Raw genomic sequence first — 22,554 nt, 5'->3', positions numbered from 1 at the left:
GCGTGAGCGTCCCCGAGGTCCGGCTGGTCTACCCGCACCAGCTGTTCGTCGAGCAGCTGGACCTCGGGGCCGGCGCGCACGTGGTGCTGGTCCAGGACGACCTCTTCTTCCGGCAGTATGCCTTCCACGCCCAGAAGCTCGTGCTGCACCGGGCGAGCATGCGCCGGTTCGCCGCCCGGCTGCGGGACGCCGGCCTGGAGGTCCACGCGGTCGAGACCGACGCGGACGAGCCCACCGGCGAACGGCTCACCACCCTGCTGCGGCGGCTGCGGCCGCAGCGGGTGACCGTGTACGACGTCGTGGACGACTGGCTCGCGCGGGACTGCCTCGCCGCGGTGGGCGCGGCCGGGTACGACCTGAGCCGCGACGACGTGCTGGAGACGCCGGGCTTCGTCACCACCCGCCCGCAGATCGACGCGTGGTTCGGCGAGCACCCGGCCCGCATGGCCCGCTTCTACGAGTGGCAGCGCCGGCGGCTGGACGTGCTGATGGACGGTGACCACCCGGCCGGCGGGCGGTGGTCGTACGACACGGAGAACCGCAAGAAGTTGCCCCGCGGACACCCGGTCCCGGCGCCGACGTGGCCGGATCGGTCCGAGGAGGTGACCGAGGCGATCGCCTGGGTGGGCAAGGCCTTCCCGGGCGCACCCGGCCGTGCGGACGCGTTCGCGTGGCCGACGACGCACGAGGAGGCGCAGGCGGCGTACCGGCAGTTCCTCGACGAGCGGTTCGCGCAGTTCGGGCCGTACGAGGACGCGATCGCCCGCGAGCACCCGTTCGTCTTCCACGCGGCGATGACGCCCGGCCTCAACATCGGGCTGCTCGATCCGCTCGACGTCGTCCACCAGGCGCTGGACGCGGCCGACGACGCGAACGCGCCGCTGGCGTCGGTCGAGGGGTTCGTGCGGCAGGTCATCGGGTGGCGCGAGTACATGCGGGCGACGTACCGGGTGTTCGGCCGGCGGATGCGGACCTCCAACCGGCTCGGCCACACCCGCCCGCTCGACGAGGGCTGGTGGACGGCGCAGACGGGCCTGGACCCCGTCGACCACGTCCTCGACGGCGTGCTCGAACGCGGCTGGTCCCACCACATCGAGCGCCTCATGGTGCTCGGCAACGCCATGTGCCTCCTGCGGACCGACCCGACCGACGTGTACGAGTGGTTCATGGCGATGTACGTCGACGCGTACGACTGGGTGATGGTGCCGAACGTGTACGCCATGAGCCAGTTCGCGGCGGGCGAGGCCATCACGACCAAGCCGTACGTCTCGGGCAGCGCGTACCTGCGGCGGATGTCCGACCTGCCGAAGGGCGACTGGACCGACGACTGGGACGCGCTCTACTGGACGTTCGTGCGCGACCACCACGACGTGCTCGCCGGCAACAACCGCTCGCAGATGATGGCCCGGCTGTGGGACGGGCTCGCGCCCGGCAAGAAGTCCGCGCACGTCCGCCGCGCCTACCGCTGGATCGGCTGAGCCGTGCCGCAGGCCGCGCTCGAGCTGACCTTCGACCGTGCGGACGACGCCCTGGTCCGGCGCGGCTGGGCGGCGGTGAGCGAGCGCGGCATCCGGTCGCAGGCCGACCACCGGGGCGCCACCAACGCGCCGCACCTGACGATCGCCGCCGCCGACAGGATCCCGCGCACCGCGTTCGAGGCCGTCCGCGAGGTGCTGGCGCCGGTGCTGCCGCGTCCGCAGGTGGTCGTCGGGACGGTGCTGCTCGGCGGCGGCCCGTACGTGCTCGCCTGGCTGGTGCCGCTGGACGTCGAGCTCCGCGCCGCCGTCGACGTCGTGCGCCGAGAGGTGGTGCCGGGTGACGAACGGCCCTGGGTCGGCCACGTGACGGTCGCGCGTCGGCTGCCGGCCGGCCGGGTGGAGGACGCGCTGGACGCGCTGCGCCCGCACCGGCCGGCGTCGCTCACGCCCGTGTCGGTCCGCTGCTGGGACCCCGCGTCCGGGACGACGACCGACCTCGGCGCGCGGGCCTGAACCTCACCCGCCTCGCCGGGTTCTCGGTCAGCGCCGCCCGCGCCGGACCAGCGAGGCGGCGACCAGGGCGGACGCGCCCACGACGTACCGCGGTCCGGTCCACCGCGCGTAGCGCCAGCTCGCGCCGACGACCAACGCGGCCGCTGCCAGCACGGATCCGCCGTCCACGGCCGCCACTGCTGCGTCCGGGAACACCTCGAACACACCGCCGACCGCGACGGCCCCGCCCGCGGCCGGCAGCGCCGGAAGGGTCGTCGGCGCCGTCGGCGCGAGCGTGCTCAGGTACGCATGGACGAAGTCCGGGCCACCGGAGCGCAGCGCGAGGGCCGAGCCCCAGGTGCGCAGGTTGACGTCGATCACGGCGTACCGCCCGTCGACCGTACGCACGGCCTCGATGTTCGCCAGTCCGCGCCCACCGAGAGCGGCGAGCACGGCACGGCCGATCCGGATCATCTCGGCGTCGTCGACGAGCTCGACCGCCGTCGCCGGTCCGAGCGACCCGGCGTCGGCACGATGGGCGACGAGCACCGCCTCCTGCAGAGTGACCTGCTCGGTCCGGCACGCGACGTACCGCATGATCTCTCCGGGGAAGTACTCCTCGAAGAACACGTCCTGCGCCGCCAGCTCGGAGTACGCGGCGACGGCCTCCTCGACCGTACGGGTCACGCGCACGCCCGCGCCGCCGAAGCCCGACCGGGTCTTGAGGACCATCGGGAGACCGAGCACGCTGCACGCCTCCTGCGACGACACACCGGCCATCGACCGCGGGACCGGGACGCCTGCCGCCGCGAGTCGCTGGGCGACCCGCAGCTTGTCCAGGTGCTGCAACCGCCACTCGAGGTGCTCCCGCACCTCGGCCGGGATCGCGGTGCCGGCGACGGCGTCACACACGGTGGCGAGCACGGCCTCGGTGCACTGGACGTCGACGACCTCGGCGAGGTCGACCAGCGACGCGAGCTCACCGATCGCCTCCTCGTGCGGGACCACGATGCACTCGCTGTACGCCATCCGGCTGATGAAGCGCGACAGCCGCGAGCTCTCGACGGTGATGCGCACGGTGCGGTGGCCGGCGCGCCGCAGCGCCGCCCCGAACTGGTCGAAGCACGTCCAGCGTCCGGTGTCGACGAACAGGACCGTCCCCTTGGTCATGCCTCCCCGCACCTTCCCGGCCCCACGGGCCCCGCGCGAAGGCTACCGGGGGTCGACCACCTCCCTGCGTTTTTTGGCAGGCCGTGCCGGGTTGGCCGTCGGGCGGTGTCAGATCGTCGCGACGACGGGGCTGACAGGGGCTGACAACGCGTCAGGGGGGTCGGACACCAGGTCGGGCCCGTCAGCGTGAGTGCCTCGGGGCCATCGACACGCTGAAGGGGAACCACCATGTCCATCTCGACCCGTACGAAGACCGCCGCGATCGTCGCGGCAGCGATCTGCATCGCCGGACCCGCCACCGCCTCGCTGGCGAACGGGCTCGGCAGCGACGACCCGAAGCCGGTACCCGACCGCGCCGTCCCGGGGCCTGCCGGACACAGCCTCACCTCCGAGCGGATGCGGACCATGGCGGGCCTCCCCGCGCGCAGCTGCGGCGTGACGGCGAAGGACCGTACGGTCGCCAGCAGGATCAGCGGGCGCGTGCACAGCGACAACCTGAACGGCATCAACGCCGAGCAGGTCGCCTGCGCCCGCCGCATCGTGAGCGCGACCAAGAGCAAGGGCCTGAACGGACGCGCCGCGCAGATCGCGCTGATGACCGCCCAGGCGGAGACGAGCCTGCGCAACCTCAAGGGCGGCGACCGGGACAGCTACGGCCTGTTCCAGCAGCGTCCGAGCCAGGGCTGGGGCACCGTCGCCCAGGTCATGAACCCGGACTACTCGACCAAGAAGTTCCTGTCGGTGATGCAGCAGTTCCACCCGAACGGCTCGTGGAAGCGCGGCGACATGGGTGCCATCGCCCAGAGCGTGCAGCGGTCCGCCTACCCCGCGGAGTACGGCAAGGAGCAGGGTGCCGCGGGCGTCATCCTGGACGCGCTCTGGCCGGGCAGCGGCGGCTCGTCCGGCAACCCGTACACGGCGGTCGAGGTGTGCGGCAAGGGGTACACGGTCATCGACTCGCAGGCCATCGGCAAGGCCGGGCGTGCGTACCTGCTCTACAACAAGGGCAACGGCCGCAACTGCGTCACGACGCTCAAGGCGACCTCGCTCGGGAAGAAGTCGGCGGTGTCGACCTTCCTGGAGGTGAAGGGCGCCCGCCGGACCACCGACTCGGGCAGCTACTCCTACTACGCGGGCCCGATCAGCAAGGCGGCCGCCGGCAAGTGCGTCAAGTGGGGCGGCTCGGTCGGCGCCCAGAAGTACGCCAGCCCCTTCGAGCACTGCGGCTGACGCCCCTCGCCGGTCGAGTAGGCGAGCCCCCAGGGGCGAGCCGTATCGAGACCCGGTGACCGCGCCCACCTGGTCTCGATACGCGCCTCACGTCGTTCGCACTACTCGACCGGCGGTGGGCCGGTCAGGGGCGGGTCGCGCGGCGGCGCTTCAGCTTCTTCTGCAACGCGGCGAGCTTCTCCAACCGGTCGTTGCCGGTCCCGTCGCGGCCGTCGCGCCCGGCCTGCAGCATCATCCGGTCGTACACCGGGCGGCTGAACCGCTTCCCGTTGTACGCGGCCACCCCGTCCTGGTCGGTCAGGATGATGAAGCGCCGGCGCTGCATCGCGTCGTACGCCTTCGCGGCGACCTCCTGCGCCGACCGGGGCGCCTGGGTGATGAGCCGGACGGCGGTCTCCTCCATCTCGACGTCCTTGCCGCCCAGGGACTCGGCGAGGTTGGTCCGGAAGAACGACGGGCAGATCACCGACACGTCGATGTTCCAGGGCGCGAGCTCGTACCGCAGCGTCTCCGACAGCGCGACGACGCCGGCCTTCACGACGTTGTACGCGGCCATCCCCGGCGCGTGGACGAGCCCGGCCAGCGACGCGGTCGACACGATGTGGCCGGAGCCCTGCTCCTTCATCATCGGGACGAACGCGCGGATGCCCTTGACCACGCCCATCAGGTTGATCTCGACGATGCGGTCCCAGTCGTCCAGCGACGTCACGTCGATGCGGCCGCCGACCGCGATGCCGGCGTTGCTGATCAGCAGGTCCAGCCCGCCCCAGGTGGCCTCGACCCAGTTGCGCAGCTCGTCCCAGCCCTTCTCGTCGCGGACGTCGAGCCGCCGGTACAGCACGCCGGCGGGCAGCGCACCCTCGGGCGCCTGCTCGTGGACGTCGATCGCGAGCACGGTCGCCCCGTCGGCGACGAGCTGCTCGACCAGGGCCTGCCCGAAGCCGGAGGTCCCTCCGGTGACGATGGCGCGCTTGCCGGCGTACGACTCGGGCTGCTTGCGGGACAGCGGGTTCTTCGGCATGTGACCCACGTTACCTACTCGTCCGTAACCTCCGCCCGCGGACCGGCCGGACGATGTCGTGGACCGGCGCCTACGCTGCGGGCCATGCCCAGGAGCGCGGCGCCCGCCCAGGACGACTACGACCGGTTGCAGGCGGAGGCGGTGCGCGCCACCGTCCTGCGGCTGCAGGCCCGCATCGTGGCCCGGTTCCCCGACCGCAACCTGCGCAACGTCGCCGGCGAGCTCGTCGAGGTGGTCGATCGTGTGGCGGCCGGGTCGGTGCAGAGCCGCCGACGCGTCGACGCCGTACGCCGGGTGTGCCGGGTCGCGATGGCCGTGGTGGTGATGGGGACGGCGGTCGCGCTCTTCCTCGCGCTGCGAGGGACGGTCGACCAGAGCCCGCAGCGCTCCTGGGAGTGGCTGCCGCTCATCGAGAGCACCATCAACGACCTGGTGTTCGCCGGTGTGGCGGTCTTCTTCCTCAGCGCGACGCCCGCCCGGATCGAGCGCGGGGCGATCCTGGAGCAGCTGCACCGGCTGCGCTCGCTCGCGCACGTGATCGACATGCACCAGCTGACCAAGGACCCCGAGCGGCTGCGGTCGGACTTCCGGCCGACGGACGAGTCGGTCGAGGTCGACATGGACGCGGCCGCCCTCGTCGCCTACCTCGACTACTGCTCGGAGATGCTCAGCCTGGTCGGCAAGGCGGCCGCCCTGTGCGCCGAGGACACGACCGACGGCGTCGTCCTGGACACCGTCAGCACCATCGAGCAGCTGACGACGGGCATGTCGCGCAAGATCTGGCAGAAGATCTCGCTGCTGCAGTGACCCGGTCCCCGGCCCCGGACCCGCTAGCGTCGCTGGCGGGATGAGCGCGCCAACCACTCGGGCGTCGTACGGGCGCCGGCAGGACACCGAGCGTGACGGCGACCGCGCGTACCGGCCCGACATCGAGGGTCTGCGCGCGGTCGCCGTCGGTCTCGTGCTGCTCGCGCACGCGGGGATCCCCGGGCTCGCCGGCGGGTTCGTCGGAGTGGACGTGTTCTTCGTGATCTCCGGCTTCCTCATCACCGGCCTGCTGGCCCGCGAGGTGAGCGCGACCGGCCGGGTGTCGCTGCTGCGGTTCTGGGCGCGCCGGGCCAAGCGGCTGCTGCCCGCGTCGGCGACCGTGCTGGCCGTCACCGTGCTGCTGACCTGGGCGTTCCTGCCGACGTTGCGCTGGGACGAGGCGGGCGGCGACGTCGTGGCGGCCGCCGCGTACGTCGTGAACTGGCACCTCGCGAGCCGCTCGGTCGACTACCTCGCCGAGGACTCCGCACCGTCGGTGGTCCAGCACTACTGGTCGCTGTCGGTCGAGGAGCAGTTCTACGTCCTGTGGCCGCTGCTGATCCTCGCGGCGGTGTGGGCGGCGCGGCGGCTACGGGTGCCGGTACGCCGGGCGCTGGCCGTCGCGCTCACGCTGATCGTCGTCCCGTCCCTGGCCTGGTCGATGTGGCTCACCTCGACGTCCGCGGCGCAGGCGTACTTCGTGACTCCGACGCGGCTGTGGGAGCTCGGCGTGGGCGGGCTCGTCGCGCTGAGCGTCGGGTGGTGGCGCAGCCTGACCCCGATGGCCGGGCGCGCGCTGGCGTGCTCCGGGCTCGCCGTCGTCATCGGAGGTGCCGCGGTCATCGACACCTCGACCGCGTGGCCGGGGTACGCGGCGCTCGTCCCGACCCTCGGCGCTGCGGCGGTGATCGCGGGCGGCTGCGGTGGGTCCGGCGGCTGTGGCGGACGCGGCGGCTTGGGCGGCTTCGGCGCGGGGGTCGTGCTCGCCCTGCCGCCGATGCAGCGGGTCGGCGCGCTGTCGTACTCGCTCTACCTGTGGCACTGGCCGGTCCTCCTCGTCGCGGCCGACCAGTGGGGCCCGCTGAGGTGGTGGCAGGGACTGCTCGCGGTGGCGGCGTCGGTGGTGCCCGCCTGGCTGACGTACACGCTGCTGGAGGACCCGGTCCGTCGGTCGTCGCTGCTCTCCCGGGTGCCGCGGGCGGCGCTCGCCGTGGGTGCCGCGTGCACCGCGGTGAGCCTGGCCGCCGGTCTGGGCCTGCAGAGCCTGGCCGCCGCACAGGTGAGGGACGTCCCGCCGGGCGCGGCCCAGGGAGCGGCGGCGCTGGGCGTGCCGACGCCGGTTCCCAGCACGCCGACGGGCTCAGTAGGGCCGCCGTCCCCGACGGCCACCCTGCGTACGACCGCCACTCCTGGCCCGGCGACTCGCACCGCCCCGACGCCCGGCGCTGCGGCGCCGAACCCCGCCGCAGCCGGCCCGAACGTCGCTGCGCTCGACCTGGACCCCGAGTCGATCTCGCCCGACCCGCTGCGGGCGACCCTCGACGTCCCCGCGATCTACGCGCGGGGGTGCCAGGTGACGCTGCTCGGTACGGCCGTACGGCGCTGTGACCTCGGCTCGCCGACCGGGCGGCTCACCGTCGCGCTGGTCGGCGACTCCAAGGCAGCCCAGTGGGCCGACGCCCTGGATCCGGTGGCGCGTCAACGCGGTTGGCGACTGCAGACGTATCTCAAGGCGAGCTGCCCGTGGGCGGACGCGGCGATCGCCTCGGGTACGCCCGGTGCCCAGCAGGCCTGCCGCACCTGGAGCCGGTCGCTTCTCGCGACGCTGACCGGGCCGTCCCGGCCGGACGTCGTCATCGTCTCGGGCGTCAAGAACGACGCGGTTCCCTCGGCGGGGCGTACCGGCTCCGACACCCTGATCGCGGGATACTCGGCGTACTGGAAAGCGTTGTCTGCCAGAGGAGTTCGCGTGATCATCCTCAAGGACACGCCCTCCCCGGGGCTGAACGTGTACGGCTGCGTGGCCGACCACCGTGACGACGTCGGCCGCTGCTCCTACGCCCGCAACGACGGGTCCGGGACGCCCGCGCTCGTCCGGGCGGCGGGGCAGGTGCCCGGAACGACCGTCGCCACGATGAACGACTGGATCTGTCCCGTCCCGGCGTGCCCGCCAGTGATCGGGAACGTCCTGGTCTACCGCCAGGGCTCGCACGTCACGCGGACGTACGTGCGGACCCTCACCGCCCCGCTCGGCGCCCGACTCGCGCCGCTGGTCGAGGCGGTGCCCGGCCCCCGAGCGGCGTCCCCGTGACGCCGGTTCCCACCGGCGACGGCCCCGCCACCGCGCCGCCGCCGCCGCTGCCCCCTTCCACCCCCTCCGGCAAAAGTTGCTCGCACGCACACGCATGCATGTGCCCGGCCCCACCTTTTGCCGAGGAGTCGCCCCTCCCCGGCAAAAGCTGCTCGCACGCACACGCATGCATGTGCCCAGCCCCACCTCTTGCCGGGGAGGGTCAGGGCAGCGGCGGGTTCCGCGCCGACATCGAGGGGCTGCGCGCGGTCGCGGTCCTGCTGGTCATGCTCTGCCACGCGGGCGTTCCCGGTCTCAGCGGCGGCTTCATCGGCGTGGACGTGTTCTTCGTCATCTCGGGGTTTCTGATCACGGGGCTGCTGGTGCGCGAGGTCGACGACACGCGGCGGATCTCGCTGCGCCGGTTCTGGGCACGGCGCGCGAAACGGCTGCTTCCCGCGTCCGCGACGGTGCTGCTGGCGACGGCCGTCCTCACCGTTCTGCTCGTCCCGAGCCCACGCTGGTCGACCATCGGCGGCGACATCGTCGCGGCGGCCCTGTACGTCGTGAACTGGCGCTTCGCCCATCAGTCGGTCGCCTACCTGCAGGCGGACACCGCCGCGTCCTCGCCGGTGCAGCACTACTGGTCGCTGGCGGTCGAGGAGCAGTTCTACCTGCTGTGGCCGCTGCTCATCCTGCTGTGCGCCGAGGTCGCGCGGCAGCTGAGCCTACGGCTGCGGACGACGTTGGTCGCCGGCATCCTCCTGGTGATCGTGCCCTCGCTGCTGTGGTCGATCCACGACACGGCGACCTCCCCCGAGCCCGCGTACTTCGCCACGCCGACCCGCCTGTGGGAGCTCGGCATCGGCGCGCTGATCGCGCTGTTCGTGCCGTTCTGGCTGCGCTCGACCCGCGGTGCGGCGACGATGCTCGCGTGGGGCGGGCTGGCCACGCTGCTGCTGAGCGCCCTCACGATCACCCAGGACGTCGCCTGGCCGAGCTCGAACGCGCTCATGCCCGCGCTCGCGACCGCGGCGGTGATCGTGGGCGGGTTCCGGGCGCGCGAGGCGGGCCCGTTGCGCGTGCTCGGCACCCGCGTTCTCCAGCGCATCGGCGCCCTGTCGTACAGCCTCTACCTGTGGCACTGGCCGCTCGTCGCGATCGCCTCGGCGCGGTGGGGTGAGCCGTCCTGGCCGGTGCGGCTGGCACTGGTCGCGGCGTCGGCCGGACCGGCCTGGCTGACCTATGTCCTGCTCGAGGACCCCGTACGGCGGTCCGCGCTGCTCTCCCGAGCGCCGCGCGTCGCGCTCATGGTCGGCGCCGCCTGTACCGCGGTCGGTGTCGGCGTCGGGCTCGGGCTCGGCGGGTTCGCGCAGACGCAGGTCCGCGCTGCGCCGGCCGGCGAGGCCCGTGGCGCGGCGGCCGCGATCGCCGCGCCCGCGACACCGGACCTCACGCATCCCGGAAGCATCCCCACGGCGTCAGGCGGAGCGGGCGCGAGCGGCGGCCGGCCGGGCGCCGCCGCCTCGCCGACCACGCCACCGACGCGGACTCAGCCCTCGCCACCTCACCCCCCGCCACCTCGGCGTTCGTCGCCGTGGCGGTTCGGTCCCGCGGTCAACCCGGTGCTCGCCGGTCCGCCACGGACGGGTCTGCTCGACCTCACTCCCACGTCCATCACGCCCGATCCGGTGAAGGCCGTGGACGACCGGCCCAAGGAGACGTGCCTCGTCGACCAGGACTCGACGCGGGTCCGGCGCTGCGAGCTCGGCGACCGGTCGGGGCGGCTCACGCTGGCCGTGGTCGGCGACTCCAAGGTCGACCAGTGGATCGACCTCTTCGACCAGATCGCGCGGCGGCACCAGATCCGGCTCGATGCCTACACCAAGGCGGGCTGCGCGTTCAGCGCTGCTCCGATCCAGCGAGGTTCCGCGGCGTACGGCTCGTGCACGACGTGGACGGCGAAGGTCATGGGCGAGCTGACGGGTCTGCACCGGCCGAGCGCCGTCCTGGTGTCCGGGCAGGAGGTGCGCGCGTACGACGGCGCGGGCCGGCCGGGTGCAGCGCAGATGGTCGACGGCTACGTCACCCAGTGGAAGCGGTTGCAGAGCAAGGGGATCCGCGTGGTCGCGCTGGCGGATGTCCCAACTCCGCCGGCGCACGTCGTCGACTGCGTCTCGCGGTACCGGTCGGCACCGGACTACCGATGCGCTTTCCCTCGCAACGCCGGCATGGGTACGCCGGCCCTGACCGCCGCCGCCCGGCGCACCAGGGTGCCACTGTTCTCGGTCAACGACTGGGTGTGCCCGCAGGCGAGCTGCCCGCCGGTCATCGGCAACGTGCTGGTCTACCGGTCCGGCAACCACATCACCGCGACGTACGCGGCCACGCTGGTCGAGGTCATGCGCACCCGCCTGATCACCGCCCTGGCGGCGACGTCCCCTTAGGTGGGCGAGGTCGGAACGGGTGACCCGAGGTCGTCCGGCGCGGCCGGAGCCCGTCCCGGCGGCGGCGCGCCCGAACCGCCCCGGACGCGCGCGCCGTTCAGCGTCACGACGGGGCGAGGGCCGAGCGCTCGGCCGAGCGTGACGCGGTCGTACAGCCTCAGACCGATGGCCGGCCGAGCCCCGCTGCCAGGCGGACTGGTCACGGTGGCCCACACCGTGACCTGGTCCTCGCCCTCCGTGCAGTGCACCGTGATCCGGTCGCCGAGTCCTCCCATCGTCGCGAGCACCAGGATGCGACCCCCGGGCTCGACCCAGTAGCTCTCGATCGCCTGCGTGCTCGGCGGCACCGCCGTGATCATCGGTTCGACGACGGTCCCGCCGCCGGCCGAGCAACCGGCGACGCCCACCGCGGTCACGGCGAGCAGCACGAGCGCCCGACGTCGCGTCATTGGCTCGGCCATGCGGTCAGCGCTCATGACTGAGTGTCCGATCCCCGTCTCCGGCACCGCCAGGGACGGACACGAAACGTTGCCGAGCCGGTACCTCGAGCGCGGATCCGGGGCGTCGAGGCAGACGCTCCTGCTCGACACTCGTCCTCGCCGGCGCCGCCGACCCTCAGTCGAGCAGAGCGCGAATGTCGTCAGCGGTGATGCGACCGGACAGCGCTCCGCCCTCGTCGACGACACGGTCGAACAGCTCACGCTTCTTGTCCTGCAGCGCGACGACCTTCTCCTCGATCGTGCCGCGCGACACCATCCGGTAGACCATCACCGGCTTGTCCTGGCCGATGCGGTGGGTGCGGTCGATCGCCTGCGCCTCGGCCGCCGGGTTCCACCACGGGTCGAGCACGAAGACGTAGTCGGCCTCGGTGAGCGTCAGCCCGGTGCCGCCGGCCTTGAGCGAGATCAGGAACGCGTCGGCGTCGCCGGTGCGGAACTGGTCGATCTGCGCCGTCCGCGCACTCGCGGTCATCGAACCGTCGAGGTAGCAGGTGCCCAGCCCGGCCTTCGCCAGCGCCTGCTCCACCATCCGCAGGTACGTCGTGAACTGGCTGAACACCAGCGCCCGGTGACCCTCCTGGCTGATCTCACGCAGCTGTTCGATGAGACCGGCGACCTTGGCGGAGGTCGCGGCTCCGGCGTACGTCTCGTCGACCAGCGCCGGGTCGAGGGCGAGCTGGCGCAGGCGGGTGAGCGAGGCGAGGATCGCGACGCGGTTGGCGTCCGGGTCGTCGAGCAGGCCCAGGATGCGCTGCCGCTCGCGGGTGAGGTGCTGGTCGTAGATGCGCGCGTGCACCGGGTGCGGCGGGACCGACAGCACCTGGACCTGCTTCTCCGGCAGGTCCGCGGCGACGGCGGCCTTGGTCCGGCGCAGCATGAGTGGGCGGATCCGCCGGCGCAGCTGGTCCAGCAGCTCGGGGTGGCCGCCCGACTCGATGGGTCGGCGGTACGTCTCGCTGAACACGTCCGGCTGCGGGTAGAGCCCGGGCGCGGTCAGGGACAGCAGCGACCACAGGTCCATCAGCGAGTTCTCCAGCGGCGTGCCGGAGATGGCCAGCGTGAAGGGCGCCCCGATGCGCCGCGTCGCCTGGTACGTCTTGCTCTGGTGGTTCTTCACCATCTGCGCCTCGTCGAGCACGAGCCCGCGCCAGCGCTGGGCGTGGAACGCGTCGGCGTCCAGCCGCAGCACGGCGTACGAGGTCACGACGACGTCCGCGACGGCGGCGACCTCGGCGAGCGAGGCGGCCCGCTTCTTGGACGTCTCGGTCACTGCGACCACGCGCAGGTCGGGCGAGAACGCCGCAGCCTCCGTCGCCCAGGCGCCGACCACCGACGTCGGCGCGACCACGAGCACCGGCCCGTGCGCGCCGCCGATCTCGTCGGCCTCCTTGGCCCGGGCGAGCAGAGCGAGGGTCTGCACGGTCTTGCCGAGGCCCATGTCGTCGGCGAGCACCCCGCCCAGCCCGGCGTCCCACAGCGTGGCCAGCCAGGCGTACCCGTCCTCCTGGTACGGGCGGAGCTGGGCGCGGAAGGCCGCCGGCACCTCGGGCGCCACGAGCTTGTCGAGCTGGCGGAGCCGGTCGACGCTGCTCTCCCAAGCACCCGCCTGCTCACCGATCACGCCGAGGGAGACCAGCTCCTCCCAGAGGCCGACCTGGAACCGGTTGAGCTGCAACGAGCTCGACGTCGACGTCGGGTCCGCCATGCCTCGGGCCTCGGCGATCAGGTCCCGCAGCCGCAGCAGCGCGGGATGGTCGAGACGGAACCACGTCCCGGACTCCAGCACCAGGTGGTCATCGCCGCGGTGCAGCGCCTGGAAGAGCGGCTCGAACGGCACCCGCTCCTGGTCGATGGTCACGGTGACGCTGAGGTCGAACCAGTCGCTGTCGCCGACGTCGGCCGTGCTCACCTGGATCAGCGGCTCGGCGGTCGCCTGCTCGTACGCGGGCAGGTCGTCCACGACGTCGACCACGACGTCCTCGTGGGAGCCGAGCTCGTCCAGCGCGTCGATGAGCCGGACCGCCGCCATCCCGGTGACGGTCGTGCGGGCGACCGGCCACAGCCCGAGGCCGCCGACCGACTCGGTCAGACCGAGGTCCTGCAACGTCTCGGTCAGCTGCTCGACGAGGCGGCGCTCGTCGGAGCGGCGACGTCCGCGCCGGGCCGAGCCGAGCCCGACCGGCACGCGGTGGCTGTCGCCGTAGAGGAACGACTGCTCGACAGCCACCTGGTTGCCGCCGCCGGACCCCACGCGCACGTGCAGCCGGAGCCGGTCGAGCGAGTCGTCCAGCTGCTCACCCACCGCTCGGACCGACGCGCGCTCGCGCAGCCGCGGCAGGTAGAGGGCCGTGAACTCCTCGGCGTCCGCCGCGGGCACCCGCAACGGCGGCTGGTCCAGGAGGTCGGACGTGATCTCGTCCGGGCGCTCGGCGAGCGGCACCAACGTCAGGCGGGTGCCGTCGAGCACGGCCACGCCGTGGGCGGGGAGCCCGATCAGGTGTCGGGTCGCTCGCGGCTCGTCCGCGCCGACCAGCCGCAGCCCGGGTCGCGCCGGGTCGGCGTCCAGCAGCAGCTCGTGGTCGAGCTCGGCGGTGACGCTGATGCCCTCGTCGTCACGGCCGACGACGAGGGTCATCTCGGCCGGCTGCTCGGCGAGGACGACCTCCTCGTGCTCGCTGCCCGGCGCAGGCACGAGGGCCACGCCGGCGTCCACGGCACGCTGCAGCAGGGTCCACACCTTCGGCGACAGGTCGTGCAGCGAGACGGTCGGACCGCCGGTCGCCACCCGCCACACCTTGTCCGCCTCGACCATCGCGTAGAGCTCGCGGATCACCTGCAGCTGTCGCGGCTCGGTCGTGCGATCGGTGTGCCGGTAGACGAAGTCGGCCCAGCCGGCGGACCGCGACCACCGCCCCGTCCGGGTCCGCCGCGTGGGGCTCACCTCGATGTGCATCCGTGGGGTCGAGTCGCGCACCGAGCTCGCGCGACGGCGTACGGCCACGAAGATGCCGAGCGGGGTGCGGGGCGCGGCGGACGGCTCGGGCTCGTCATCGACCAGCCGCGCGAGCGCCGTACGCCACGCCGACGGTGCCGGGACCTCCTCACCGGCGTCGGTCGCGGTCAGCACCTCCCGCGCGGTGAGCACGGCGGCGACCACGTGCTTGCAGCTGACCTGGACCGGGCAGCTGCACCGACCGAACCAGTCCGGCTCGCCGTCGAGGTCGGCGCCGGTCGCGGTCACCATCGTGGAGTACGGCTGGGCGCGGCTGCCGGACACGACGGCCAGCAGCAGCCGGCCGCGGTCGCCGGTCGTGATCGAGGTGACCCGCTCGGCGTCGACGTAGCCCAGGCCGCGCTCGAGGGCGAAGTCGCCGCAGATGCGCGCGACTCCGGCGTCGGTGACGCGGCGCACCCACTCGGCGGCCGCGACGTCGTAACCCTCACTCACAGCAGCGACGGTAGACCGAGGCCCCGACACCCGGTGGGAGGTGTCCGCGCGTGTGGAGAACCCGCCGCCAGGCATCGGGATGTGGACGGATACTGACGACCATGGGGCCCCATGAGACGAGCGCAATCTGGTTCAAGCGGGTCATCGCGATGACGTGCGTCCTGCTCAGCCTGACGATGGCGGCGGTGGTCACCGTCGTGATCTGCTCGATCTTCGGCAGCCCCTATCCGGCAGAGGACGAGCTGCCCGACCTGCCCGCGGGCCTCGTCGCATCCAGCAGTGACCTGGAGTGCGCCGGAGCGGGGTGCTGGCGCACCTGGACCATCTCAGGCCCCGACCACATGACCGCCGCGGAGGTCGCGGCGCGGCTCGGCGGCGCGGGACAGAGCTGCGGTCACCACGGATGGTTCGACTGGCGCGAGGCGTGCACCACAGTCCACATGTCGCCGGACCAGGTCACGGTGCAGCGCGCCCTGGCCGAGAAGCCGGGCGGTTCCGCTCCCTGAGACCAGCGTGGTGGATCTCACGTCGATCGGGTTCGTGGCGGGAACACTGTCGGTCGTACTCTTGTTTTGATATCGAAGTGTTCGTATCCGCAGAGTTCTGATCCGAAGGAGCAACGTCATGACCACCCTCGCGAAGGCCATCCGCAGCCACCGTGAGACCACCCGCAACCGCCGCGCCATCGCCGAGGCCATCGCCAACGCGTCCAGCCCGGGCATGCGCTCCGACCTGATCGCCGCGATGCAGCGCCAGCAGGACGTCCACGTGGCCTGAGGCTGCAGCGCCTGAAGACGAGGCTCCCGTCCGACGCGGACGGGAGCCTTCGTGCTCTTCAGGCGGGGAGCTCCATCCGCTCCACGCGCAGGGGTGACCCCTCGCGCAGCGGCTCGACGTGCCCGGTCGGTACGAACCCGTACGCCAGGTAGGCCGCGCGCGCCGGTTCGTTGCCCTCGGTGACGTCCAGCTCGACGCGCAAGCCGCGCTCGCGCGCCCAGGCGACGACGAGGTCGAGGATCCGGCGCGACAGCCCGCGACCTCGCCAGGCCGGCTCCAGCCACATCGCGACGACGATCATCGTCCCGGGCTCGACCTCGAACCCGCCGCCCAGCCCGACCGGCGCATCGTCCGCCAGGACGAGTACGGCCGGCGGCGCGAGCCGGTCGAGCCAGTCCGCCTCGCCGAACGCCTCCTCCCGCGCAAGCGTGGACCCGAACGCGTCCGGGCTCTCGGCCAGGCTGCGCAGCCGCACGTCCTTCCACAGCTCGAGGTCGGACGAGGTGACGTAGCGCACGACGGGGTCGGTCATGGGCGTCATTCTGACCGGGTGCCCGGGCGATGCGCCCCCGGCCGCTCCGTCACGAGCGGTTGATCGCAGCCCACTCCAGGCGCTGCCGGTGCAGGGCCATGAAGTGCTGCGGCAGGTAAGTGGTAGCGAGCCACCACCCGAGCGCGCTCGTCAGAACGGCCGCGGCCGGGATACCGACCGCCGCGGGCAGGAGCCCGAAGAGGCGTGCGCCGCCGAACCAGAACACCACCACGACCACGACCGACCACGTCGGTGCCTTGTAGCGGATGGGAGGTGCCTCGCGCCACATACCGGTCTCGTCCCGGTACGGCTTTCCCTCCGGCGGCACCTCGCGGTACAGCCGGGTGTAGCCCACCCCTCCCAGCAGGATCCAGAAGCCTGGGGCGAGCCAGATCCAGGACGAGGCCAGGGGTCCCGAGGTCACCGTGCGGTGGAGCGCCGCGATCATGACACCCGTGGTGATCACGCCCAGAGGTGCCATCGCCGCCACCAGGATGCGCCAGTCACGCCACGTCCGCTCCGGAACCGGCTTGTCGCTGTCCCCCATGAGCGGAACGCTATCCGCACCAGGGCAGTCCGGGCGCCAGTCGCCTCCTATCGCACCACTCGCGCAGCGGAGGCCGTGATGGCGACGGGCAGCGACTCGTACCCGCGCAGCACCCGGGTCGGCCGCCGTACGCCCGCGCCGTCGACGTGCAGGTCGGGGTACCGGTCGTACAGCATCTCCAGCGCGATCGCGGTCTCCAGCCGAGCGAGGCCGGCGCCGACGCAGTAGTGCACCCCGGACGACAGGGCCAGGTGCTCGGGTGCGTTGGCCCGCGTCACGTCGTACCGGTGGGGGTCGGTGAACACGTCGGGGTCGCGGTTGGCGCCGGCCAGCATCACCAGCACGCCGGTCCCGGCGGACACCGGCTGCCCGGCGATCTCGACGTCCTCCAGCGCCCGCCGGAACGTCAGCTGCACCGGCGAGTCGTACCGCAGCGTCTCCTCGGTCGCGTTCGTCCAGAGCTCGGGCCGCTCGCGCAGGACGTCGCGCTGGTCGGGGTGGTCGGACAGCTGCACGACGGCGTTGCTGATCAGGTTCACCGTCGTCTCGAACCCGGCGCCGAGCACGAGCAGGCCGGTGAACGCGATCTCGGTGTCGGTCAGCGCGTCCTCGCCGGTGAGGGTGGCGAGTCGGCTGAGCAGGTCCTCACCCGGCGTACGCCGCAGCCGGGCGATGTGCGCGTCGAACCAGGTCCGCAGCGCCCGGGTCGCACCGCGCGCGTCGCGGTAGTCGCGGTACGGGAGGCCGGCGTCGAGCAGCTTGGCGCCCTGGTTGCCCCACTCCAGCAGCGACGGACGCATCTCGGGCGGCACCCCGAGCAGGTCGGCGATCACCCGCAGCGGCACCTGCGAGGAGAAGTGCTCCACCAGGTCGAAGCGTGGCTCGTCCGGCACCTCGGCGAGGACCTCGTCGGCGATCTCGCGGACGCGGTCCTCCATCCGGCTGACCGACCGCGCGGCGAACTCACGCGTGATCAACCGACGGAACCTCGTGTGCCGCGGCGGGTCGAGCGCCAGGAGCGCCGGCGGGTCGGCCGGCCCGGGCGCGGCCGGGTCGAACACCGCCAGGGACAGCCGGACCAGCGGCTCGGGCAGCCCACCGCGACCCTGGGCGGTGCCGAAGGAGGGACTGCGCAGCACCTGCGTGGCCGCGGCATGGGTCGTGGCCGCGCTCATCCCGGACGCGTGGACGAGCGCGCCCATCTCGCGCAGCTGGTCGTACGTGGCGTACGGGTCGGCGCGGACCTGCGGGTCCAGCTGCAGCCGCAGGAACGGGTCGGAGGGACTGCGCCGGTGGCCGACACGCAGCGCGAGCCGGGTCAGACCGTGGTCGATCAACCACGACCCGGCGGTCCGGGCGCGGCCGAGTGCGGGGACGGAGGTGGGCGCTGCGGTCACGATCAGTCCTTCGGCGAGCGGTCACTACTTCTGTAGAAACCGTAACGTGACCGCCGTCACGACGCAGCGAGTCGCGACGCCCCATCCCTCGGTGCCACTTCCCGCGACATCGCGCCGTGTGGCCCCGTTCCCGCCTCTCACCGGGGCCACGTTCCGCGACATCGCGCCAGATGGCCCGGATACCGCCTCGCCAGAGGGCGCCCCTCAGACGTGGTGGCGGCCGAGCGGGACGACGAGCGGGGTGGCCGAGACCGGGTCCGGCACGATCTGGCAACGGACCCCGAAGACGCGCTCGACGTTGGCCGCCGTCACGACCGACGCGGCGTCGCCCTCGCACAGCACCTCACCGCCGCACATGGCGATCAGGTGGTCGGCGTACCGGGCGGCCAGGTTGAGGTCGTGCAGCACCATCACGACCGTCGTCCCGCGCTGGTTCAGGTCGGTGACCAGGTCCAGCACCTCGACCGCGTGGGCGATGTCGAGGAACGACGTCGGCTCGTCCAGCAGTAGCAGACCCGTCTCCTGCGCGAGCACCATGGCGATCCACACCCGCTGCCGCTGCCCGCCGGACAGCTCATCGACCGGCCGGTGCGCGAGGTCGAGCGTGTCGGTGAGCTCCAGCGCGTGCGCCACCGCGTCGTCGTCCGCCTTCGACCACTGCTTGAAAAGGCCGTGGTACGGGTGGCGCCCGCGGCCCACGAGCTCGGTCACGGTGATGCCCTCGGGGGCCAGCGGCGACTGCGGCAGCAGCCCGACCTCCCGCGCCACGTCCCGGGTCGACTGCTCGTGAATGTCTCTGCCGTCCAGCAGGATCGAGCCGGACGTCGGCTTCAGCAACCGGGCCAGACCGCGCAGCAGGGTGGACTTTCCACATCCGTTGGCGCCGACGATCGCCGTGACCTTGCCGGGCGGCACCTGGACGGACAGGCCGTCGAGCACCGTACGGTCGCCGTACGCCAGCGACACGTCCTGCGCGACGAGGCGGCTCACCTGTGCCGCGTCATCATCCACGGCAGGGGGTACGAATTCCGTTGCAGTCATGGGTCATCCGTCCTTGAGCGTACGAGACGAGGCGAGCAGCAGCCAGAGCAGGAACGGCGCCCCCGCGATGCCGGTCACGACGCCGACCGGCATGTTGGTGGTGCCGACGAGGTAGGCGCCGATGTAGTCGGCCGCCACGACGATCGCCGCACCGATCAGGGCGGCAATCGGAATGGACGGGCGGCCGCCGTTGATACGCCTGGTGATCGGGCCCGCCAGCAGTGACACGAACGCGATCGGACCGACCACGGACGTGGTGACCGCGGTCAGCACCACCGTCGTCCCCATCAGCCAGGCGCGGGTCGGCGCGGCCCGGAGGCCGAGGCCGGCCGCTGCGTCGTCACCGAGCTCCAGCAGCTGCAGCCGCGGCGCCAGAGCCGCGACGACCGGCAGCAGCAGCGCGACGGTCACCGTCATGCGCAGGATCTCGCCCCAGGTGACCGAGTTGAGGCTGCCGGTCAGCCACACCATCGCGTCCTGCGCCTTGTAGACGTCGGTGGTGGTGAACACCCACTGGATGACCGCCTGCAGCGTGGCCGCCAGGCCGATACCGACGAGGATCATCCGGTACGTGGCGACACCCTTGCTTCCGGACAGGAACAGCACGGCCACCGCCACCACGAGCCCGCCGACGACCGCGGCGACGGCCAGGGGGATCCCGTCCAGGCCGAAGGCCGTCATGCCCACCACCGCGGCGGCGGACGAACCCATCGTGACGCCGACGACGTCCGGGCTCGCGAGAGGGTTGCGCAGCATCGACTGGAACACCGCGCCCGCCGCGCCGAACGCCAGCCCGGCGAGGGTCCCGGCGACCGCGCGCGGCAGCTTGGACTCCATCACCTCGAACGACGCGACCGGGATGTCCGCCCCCAGGACGATGCGGACGAAGTCGGGGATCGTCACGGTGACGTCACCCAGCAGCACCCGGGCGGCGAAGACGCCGAGCCACACCACGACGACCGCCGCGAGCACGAGCACGTACCGACGCCGTAGGGACCGGCGCACGTCGCGGACGAGGCGAGTGGCGTCCGGCGCTGCGGAGTTCGAGGGGGTCCCGGGACGGGTGTCGAGCGCCATCAGCGGGCTCCCATGCGGCGGACCAGCAGGACGAGGACGGGCGCGCCGATCACCGCGGTCATGATGCCGACGGACACCTCGGACGGCGGCGTGACGACCCGGCCGAGGGTGTCGGCGAGGATCACGAGGACGGGTCCGCCGAGCAGGGAGCCGAGCAGGATGCGACGGTGGTCCGGGCCGACGAGCAGGCGGACGACGTGCGGGACGACGAGGCCGACGAACGCGATCGGCCCGGCGACTGCGGTGGCCGCCGCGCACAGGACGACCGCGCCGAGCCAGGCGAGCCCGCGTCCGAGCAGGATCCGCTGGCCGAGCGCGCGCGCCAGGTCGTCACCGAGGGCGAGCGCGTTCAGCACTCCCCCGACCGCGAGGCAGAGCACGAAACCGACGGCGAACACGGGGAGGACGGCCGGGAGCGCATCCATGTCCCGGCCACTGATGCTGCCGACCTGCCAGAAGCGGAAGACCTCGAGCGTCTCGCTGCTGCTGACCATGATCCCGGAGACGACGCTGCTCGCCCCTGCGGTGAAGGCCGCGCCGGCGAGGGCCATCGTCACCGGTTGCGGGCCGCGCGGACCGAGGCTCGCGATGCCGTACACCAGGGCGGCGGCGACGCCCGCGCCGATCAGACCGAGCCAGAGGTAGACCGGCATCGAGGTGACGTCGAACCAGTAGATGCCCAGGATGACGGCGAGCGCGGCTCCCGAGTTGATGCCGAGGATGCTCGGGTCGGCGAGCGGGTTGCGCGTCACGCCCTGCAGCACGGCCCCGGCGACCGCGACGGCCGCGCCGACCAGCAGCCCGACCAGGACGCGGTCCACCCGCGAACCGACGATCGCCGCCTCCTGGCTGGAGCTGCGCGTGTCCAGCAGATGGGAGAACGCCTGGCCCGGCGACAGCATCACCGCGCCGACGGTGAGCGAGAGGAGGACGGCGACGGCGATCGCGAGCACGCCGACCGCGACGATCGTCGTCCGGGAGCGCAGGCGCGGGGTCGAGCCCCGCCCCGCCGCGGTTGCGGCAGGACGGGGCTCAGTGGCAGTGCTTGTCACTTCGCCTTGCTCGCGGCCTCGGCCAGCTTCGGCAGGAACGTCTGCAGGCCGACCGGGATGGACAGCGGGGTCGGGCTGGACATCGTCAGCGTCGCCGGCTGGTCGGCGTTGGCGAAGTAGGCACCCGAGGCGAGCGCCGGCATCTTGCCCAGTAGCGGGTTCTTCCGGATGGTGGCGTCCTGCCCCGGCTTCTCCTCGTCGAAGATCGCGACGTCGGCGTCGACGGTGCTCGCCTTCTCCGCCGAGATGTCGACGCTGAAGCTGTTGGTCGTGCCGGCGGCCTTGGTCACGGCGGGCGCGGTCTTCAGCCCGAAGCTCTCCAGCATCCGCGGCCGGTTGTCCAGCGGCGTGTACGCGCCGAACTTGCTCAGGTCGGTCGGCGTGAACCAGATCCACGCGGCCGTCTTGCCCTTCAGCTGCGGGTACTTCGCCACCGCGTTCTTGATGCTGCTCTCGGTGCTCGCCGTGACCGCCTTGGCCTCGTTTGCCCGGCCGACCGCCTTGCCGATCAGATCGACCGACTGCTGCCACGACGTGCCGTACGGGGCGCCCGGGTAGGCGACGACCGGCGCGATGCGGGACAGCTTGGCGTACTCGTCCTTGGTCAGGCCGGAGTTGGTGGCGAGGATCAGGTCGGGGCGCGCCTTGTTGACCTCGTCGATCGGGGCGCCGTCCGCGTCGCTGTAGCGGACCGGCTGCTGGCCGCCGAGCTGGGCGAGCTTCTTGTCGAACCAGTCGGTCGAACGGTTCTTGTTGCCACCCCAGTCGATCGCCGTCGCGGCCACCGGGACGACGCCCAGGGAGAGCGCGACGTCGGCGTCGGACCAGCCGACGGTGGCGATGCGCTTCGGCGTGCCCTTGACGGTCGTCGTACCCAGTGCGTGCTTGATCGTCACCGGATAGGCGCCGGCGTCGGCGTTCGCGGCGCTGGAGGCCGCCGCCGGCGCGGCGCTCTCCTCACTGCCGGTGGGTCCCGTCGAGCATCCGGCGGCGAGGGCCGTGACGGCCGCGGCGGACAGGAGGGTGAGGTAGGAACGACGGTGCACGGTGTCTCCAGGGCGCGTGAAAGGAAGGTAAGCCTTGCTTAACTTAGGGCAGACTAACAACGCGCTGCCGCCGACCGTCAAACGGCCCAGCACCTGACCACCGAGGACACCGTCGCCGGTCGAGTAGGGCGAACGACGTGAGACCAGCCATCCGCGGTCACCTGGTCTCGATACGGCTCGCCCTGGGGGCTCGCCTACTCGA

19 protein-coding genes are annotated in these 22,554 nt (G+C 72.5%); 8 read left to right on the top strand and 11 right to left on the bottom strand.

Annotation, left to right across the window (positions count from 1 at the left end; all coding sequences use genetic code 11):
* The first annotated feature begins 2 nt into the window (after window positions 1-2).
* Both P4R38_RS16900 and P4R38_RS16895 read left to right on the top strand, forming a co-directional pair.
* Window positions 3-1,478 (top strand): cryptochrome/photolyase family protein, encoded by a 1,476-nt coding sequence (locus P4R38_RS16900; protein WP_277193190.1) that lies wholly within the window; start codon window positions 3-5, stop codon window positions 1,476-1,478.
* 3 nt (window positions 1,479-1,481) lie between these two features.
* The gene (locus P4R38_RS16895) at window positions 1,482-1,991 is read left to right on the top strand and encodes a 2'-5' RNA ligase family protein (protein ID WP_277193189.1); all 510 of its coding nucleotides are present in this window, start codon (window positions 1,482-1,484) and stop codon (window positions 1,989-1,991) included.
* Window positions 1,992-2,018: 27 nt separating this feature from the next.
* Here the strand turns inward: P4R38_RS16895 and P4R38_RS16890 are convergent, their stop codons facing one another.
* The gene (locus tag P4R38_RS16890; RefSeq protein WP_277193188.1) at window positions 2,019-3,140 is read right to left on the bottom strand and encodes an ATP-grasp domain-containing protein; all 1,122 of its coding nucleotides are present in this window, start codon (window positions 3,138-3,140) and stop codon (window positions 2,019-2,021) included.
* 228 nt (window positions 3,141-3,368) lie between these two features.
* On the opposite strand from P4R38_RS16890, the gene P4R38_RS16885 reads away from it, so the two are divergent.
* On the top strand, window positions 3,369-4,370 hold the full coding sequence (locus P4R38_RS16885) for a hypothetical protein (protein ID WP_277193187.1): 1,002 nt from the start codon (window positions 3,369-3,371) through the stop codon (window positions 4,368-4,370).
* Window positions 4,371-4,494: 124 nt separating this feature from the next.
* Here the strand turns inward: P4R38_RS16885 and P4R38_RS16880 are convergent, their stop codons facing one another.
* Complete coding sequence (locus P4R38_RS16880; RefSeq protein ID WP_277193186.1) at window positions 4,495-5,391, bottom strand: SDR family NAD(P)-dependent oxidoreductase; 897 nt, start codon at window positions 5,389-5,391, stop codon at window positions 4,495-4,497.
* 84 nt (window positions 5,392-5,475) lie between these two features.
* On the opposite strand from P4R38_RS16880, the gene P4R38_RS16875 reads away from it, so the two are divergent.
* The 3 genes from P4R38_RS16875 to P4R38_RS16865 all read left to right on the top strand — a co-directional run bounded on the left by P4R38_RS16875 (window position 5,476) and on the right by P4R38_RS16865 (window position 10,935).
* Window positions 5,476-6,198, top strand: coding sequence for a hypothetical protein (locus P4R38_RS16875; protein ID WP_277193185.1), 723 nt, complete (start codon window positions 5,476-5,478; stop codon window positions 6,196-6,198).
* A 40-nt stretch (window positions 6,199-6,238) separates the two neighbouring features.
* Window positions 6,239-8,509: an acyltransferase family protein gene (locus P4R38_RS16870; protein ID WP_277193184.1), complete on the top strand. Its 2,271-nt coding sequence runs from the start codon at window positions 6,239-6,241 to the stop codon at window positions 8,507-8,509.
* Between the two features lie 170 nt (window positions 8,510-8,679).
* Window positions 8,680-10,935 carry an acyltransferase family protein gene (locus P4R38_RS16865; RefSeq protein ID WP_277193183.1) on the top strand — a complete coding sequence of 752 codons (2,256 nt, stop codon included), beginning with the start codon at window positions 8,680-8,682 and terminating at the stop codon, window positions 10,933-10,935.
* Here P4R38_RS16865 and P4R38_RS16860 read toward each other — a convergent pair.
* Together P4R38_RS16860 and P4R38_RS16855 are read right to left on the bottom strand one after the other, a co-directional pair.
* Window positions 10,932-11,411 (bottom strand): hypothetical protein, encoded by a 480-nt coding sequence (locus P4R38_RS16860; protein WP_277193182.1) that lies wholly within the window; start codon window positions 11,409-11,411, stop codon window positions 10,932-10,934. The two genes, P4R38_RS16865 and P4R38_RS16860, sit on opposite strands and share 4 nt — an antisense overlap.
* A gap of 139 nt (window positions 11,412-11,550) precedes the next feature.
* A complete protein-coding gene (locus P4R38_RS16855; RefSeq protein ID WP_277193181.1) occupies window positions 11,551-14,883 on the bottom strand; it encodes a DEAD/DEAH box helicase in 3,333 nt (1,110 codons plus the stop codon).
* Window positions 14,884-14,984: 101 nt separating this feature from the next.
* On the opposite strand from P4R38_RS16855, the gene P4R38_RS16850 reads away from it, so the two are divergent.
* Window positions 14,985-15,389 (top strand): hypothetical protein, encoded by a 405-nt coding sequence (locus P4R38_RS16850; protein WP_277193180.1) that lies wholly within the window; start codon window positions 14,985-14,987, stop codon window positions 15,387-15,389.
* 118 nt (window positions 15,390-15,507) lie between these two features.
* The gene (locus tag P4R38_RS16845) at window positions 15,508-15,660 is read left to right on the top strand and encodes a hypothetical protein (RefSeq protein WP_277193179.1); all 153 of its coding nucleotides are present in this window, start codon (window positions 15,508-15,510) and stop codon (window positions 15,658-15,660) included.
* Between the two features lie 58 nt (window positions 15,661-15,718).
* On the opposite strand, the gene P4R38_RS16840 is transcribed toward P4R38_RS16845, so the two are convergent.
* From P4R38_RS16840 to P4R38_RS16810, 7 genes are all read right to left on the bottom strand, one after another.
* Window positions 15,719-16,192 (bottom strand): GNAT family N-acetyltransferase, encoded by a 474-nt coding sequence (locus tag P4R38_RS16840; RefSeq protein ID WP_277193178.1) that lies wholly within the window; start codon window positions 16,190-16,192, stop codon window positions 15,719-15,721.
* A 49-nt stretch (window positions 16,193-16,241) separates the two neighbouring features.
* Entirely contained in the window at window positions 16,242-16,739 is a 498-nt protein-coding gene (locus P4R38_RS16835; protein WP_277193177.1) for a hypothetical protein, read from the bottom strand.
* Between the two features lie 47 nt (window positions 16,740-16,786).
* Complete coding sequence (locus P4R38_RS16830) at window positions 16,787-18,136, bottom strand: cytochrome P450 (RefSeq protein ID WP_277193176.1); 1,350 nt, start codon at window positions 18,134-18,136, stop codon at window positions 16,787-16,789.
* Between the two features lie 204 nt (window positions 18,137-18,340).
* A complete protein-coding gene (locus P4R38_RS16825) occupies window positions 18,341-19,177 on the bottom strand; it encodes an ABC transporter ATP-binding protein (protein WP_277193175.1) in 837 nt (278 codons plus the stop codon).
* A 3-nt stretch (window positions 19,178-19,180) separates the two neighbouring features.
* Entirely contained in the window at window positions 19,181-20,254 is a 1,074-nt protein-coding gene (locus P4R38_RS16820; RefSeq protein WP_277193174.1) for a FecCD family ABC transporter permease, read from the bottom strand.
* A complete protein-coding gene (locus tag P4R38_RS16815; RefSeq protein ID WP_277193173.1) occupies window positions 20,254-21,306 on the bottom strand; it encodes a FecCD family ABC transporter permease in 1,053 nt (350 codons plus the stop codon). Before P4R38_RS16815 ends, P4R38_RS16820 begins: the two co-directional genes overlap by 1 nt.
* Window positions 21,303-22,352 (bottom strand): ABC transporter substrate-binding protein, encoded by a 1,050-nt coding sequence (locus tag P4R38_RS16810; protein WP_277193172.1) that lies wholly within the window; start codon window positions 22,350-22,352, stop codon window positions 21,303-21,305. The genes P4R38_RS16815 and P4R38_RS16810 overlap by 4 nt, the downstream gene beginning before the upstream one ends.
* Window positions 22,353-22,554: the final 202 nt, after the last annotated feature.

The sequence above is a fragment of the Luteipulveratus flavus genome (genome assembly GCF_029439465.1).
GTDB lineage: Bacteria > Actinomycetota > Actinomycetes > Actinomycetales > Dermatophilaceae > Luteipulveratus > Luteipulveratus flavus.
This window is presented reverse-complemented; position numbering and strand designations above follow the sequence as displayed.

Coding starts and splice junctions, on each gene's coding strand:
- P4R38_RS16890 (WP_277193188.1), bottom strand. CDS start 3,140: ATGACCAAGGGGACGGTCCTGTTCGTCGACACCGGACGCTGGACGTGC.
- P4R38_RS16885 (WP_277193187.1), top strand. CDS start 3,369: ATGTCCATCTCGACCCGTACGAAGACCGCCGCGATCGTCGCGGCAGCG.
- P4R38_RS16880 (WP_277193186.1), bottom strand. CDS start 5,391: ATGCCGAAGAACCCGCTGTCCCGCAAGCAGCCCGAGTCGTACGCCGGC.
- P4R38_RS16875 (WP_277193185.1), top strand. CDS start 5,476: ATGCCCAGGAGCGCGGCGCCCGCCCAGGACGACTACGACCGGTTGCAG.
- P4R38_RS16870 (WP_277193184.1), top strand. CDS start 6,239: ATGAGCGCGCCAACCACTCGGGCGTCGTACGGGCGCCGGCAGGACACC.
- P4R38_RS16865 (WP_277193183.1), top strand. CDS start 8,680: ATGTGCCCAGCCCCACCTCTTGCCGGGGAGGGTCAGGGCAGCGGCGGG.
- P4R38_RS16860 (WP_277193182.1), bottom strand. CDS start 11,411: ATGAGCGCTGACCGCATGGCCGAGCCAATGACGCGACGTCGGGCGCTC.
- P4R38_RS16850 (WP_277193180.1), top strand. CDS start 14,985: ATGGGGCCCCATGAGACGAGCGCAATCTGGTTCAAGCGGGTCATCGCG.
- P4R38_RS16845 (WP_277193179.1), top strand. CDS start 15,508: ATGACCACCCTCGCGAAGGCCATCCGCAGCCACCGTGAGACCACCCGC.
- P4R38_RS16840 (WP_277193178.1), bottom strand. CDS start 16,192: ATGACCGACCCCGTCGTGCGCTACGTCACCTCGTCCGACCTCGAGCTG.
- P4R38_RS16835 (WP_277193177.1), bottom strand. CDS start 16,739: ATGGGGGACAGCGACAAGCCGGTTCCGGAGCGGACGTGGCGTGACTGG.
- P4R38_RS16825 (WP_277193175.1), bottom strand. CDS start 19,177: ATGACTGCAACGGAATTCGTACCCCCTGCCGTGGATGATGACGCGGCA.
- P4R38_RS16820 (WP_277193174.1), bottom strand. CDS start 20,254: ATGGCGCTCGACACCCGTCCCGGGACCCCCTCGAACTCCGCAGCGCCG.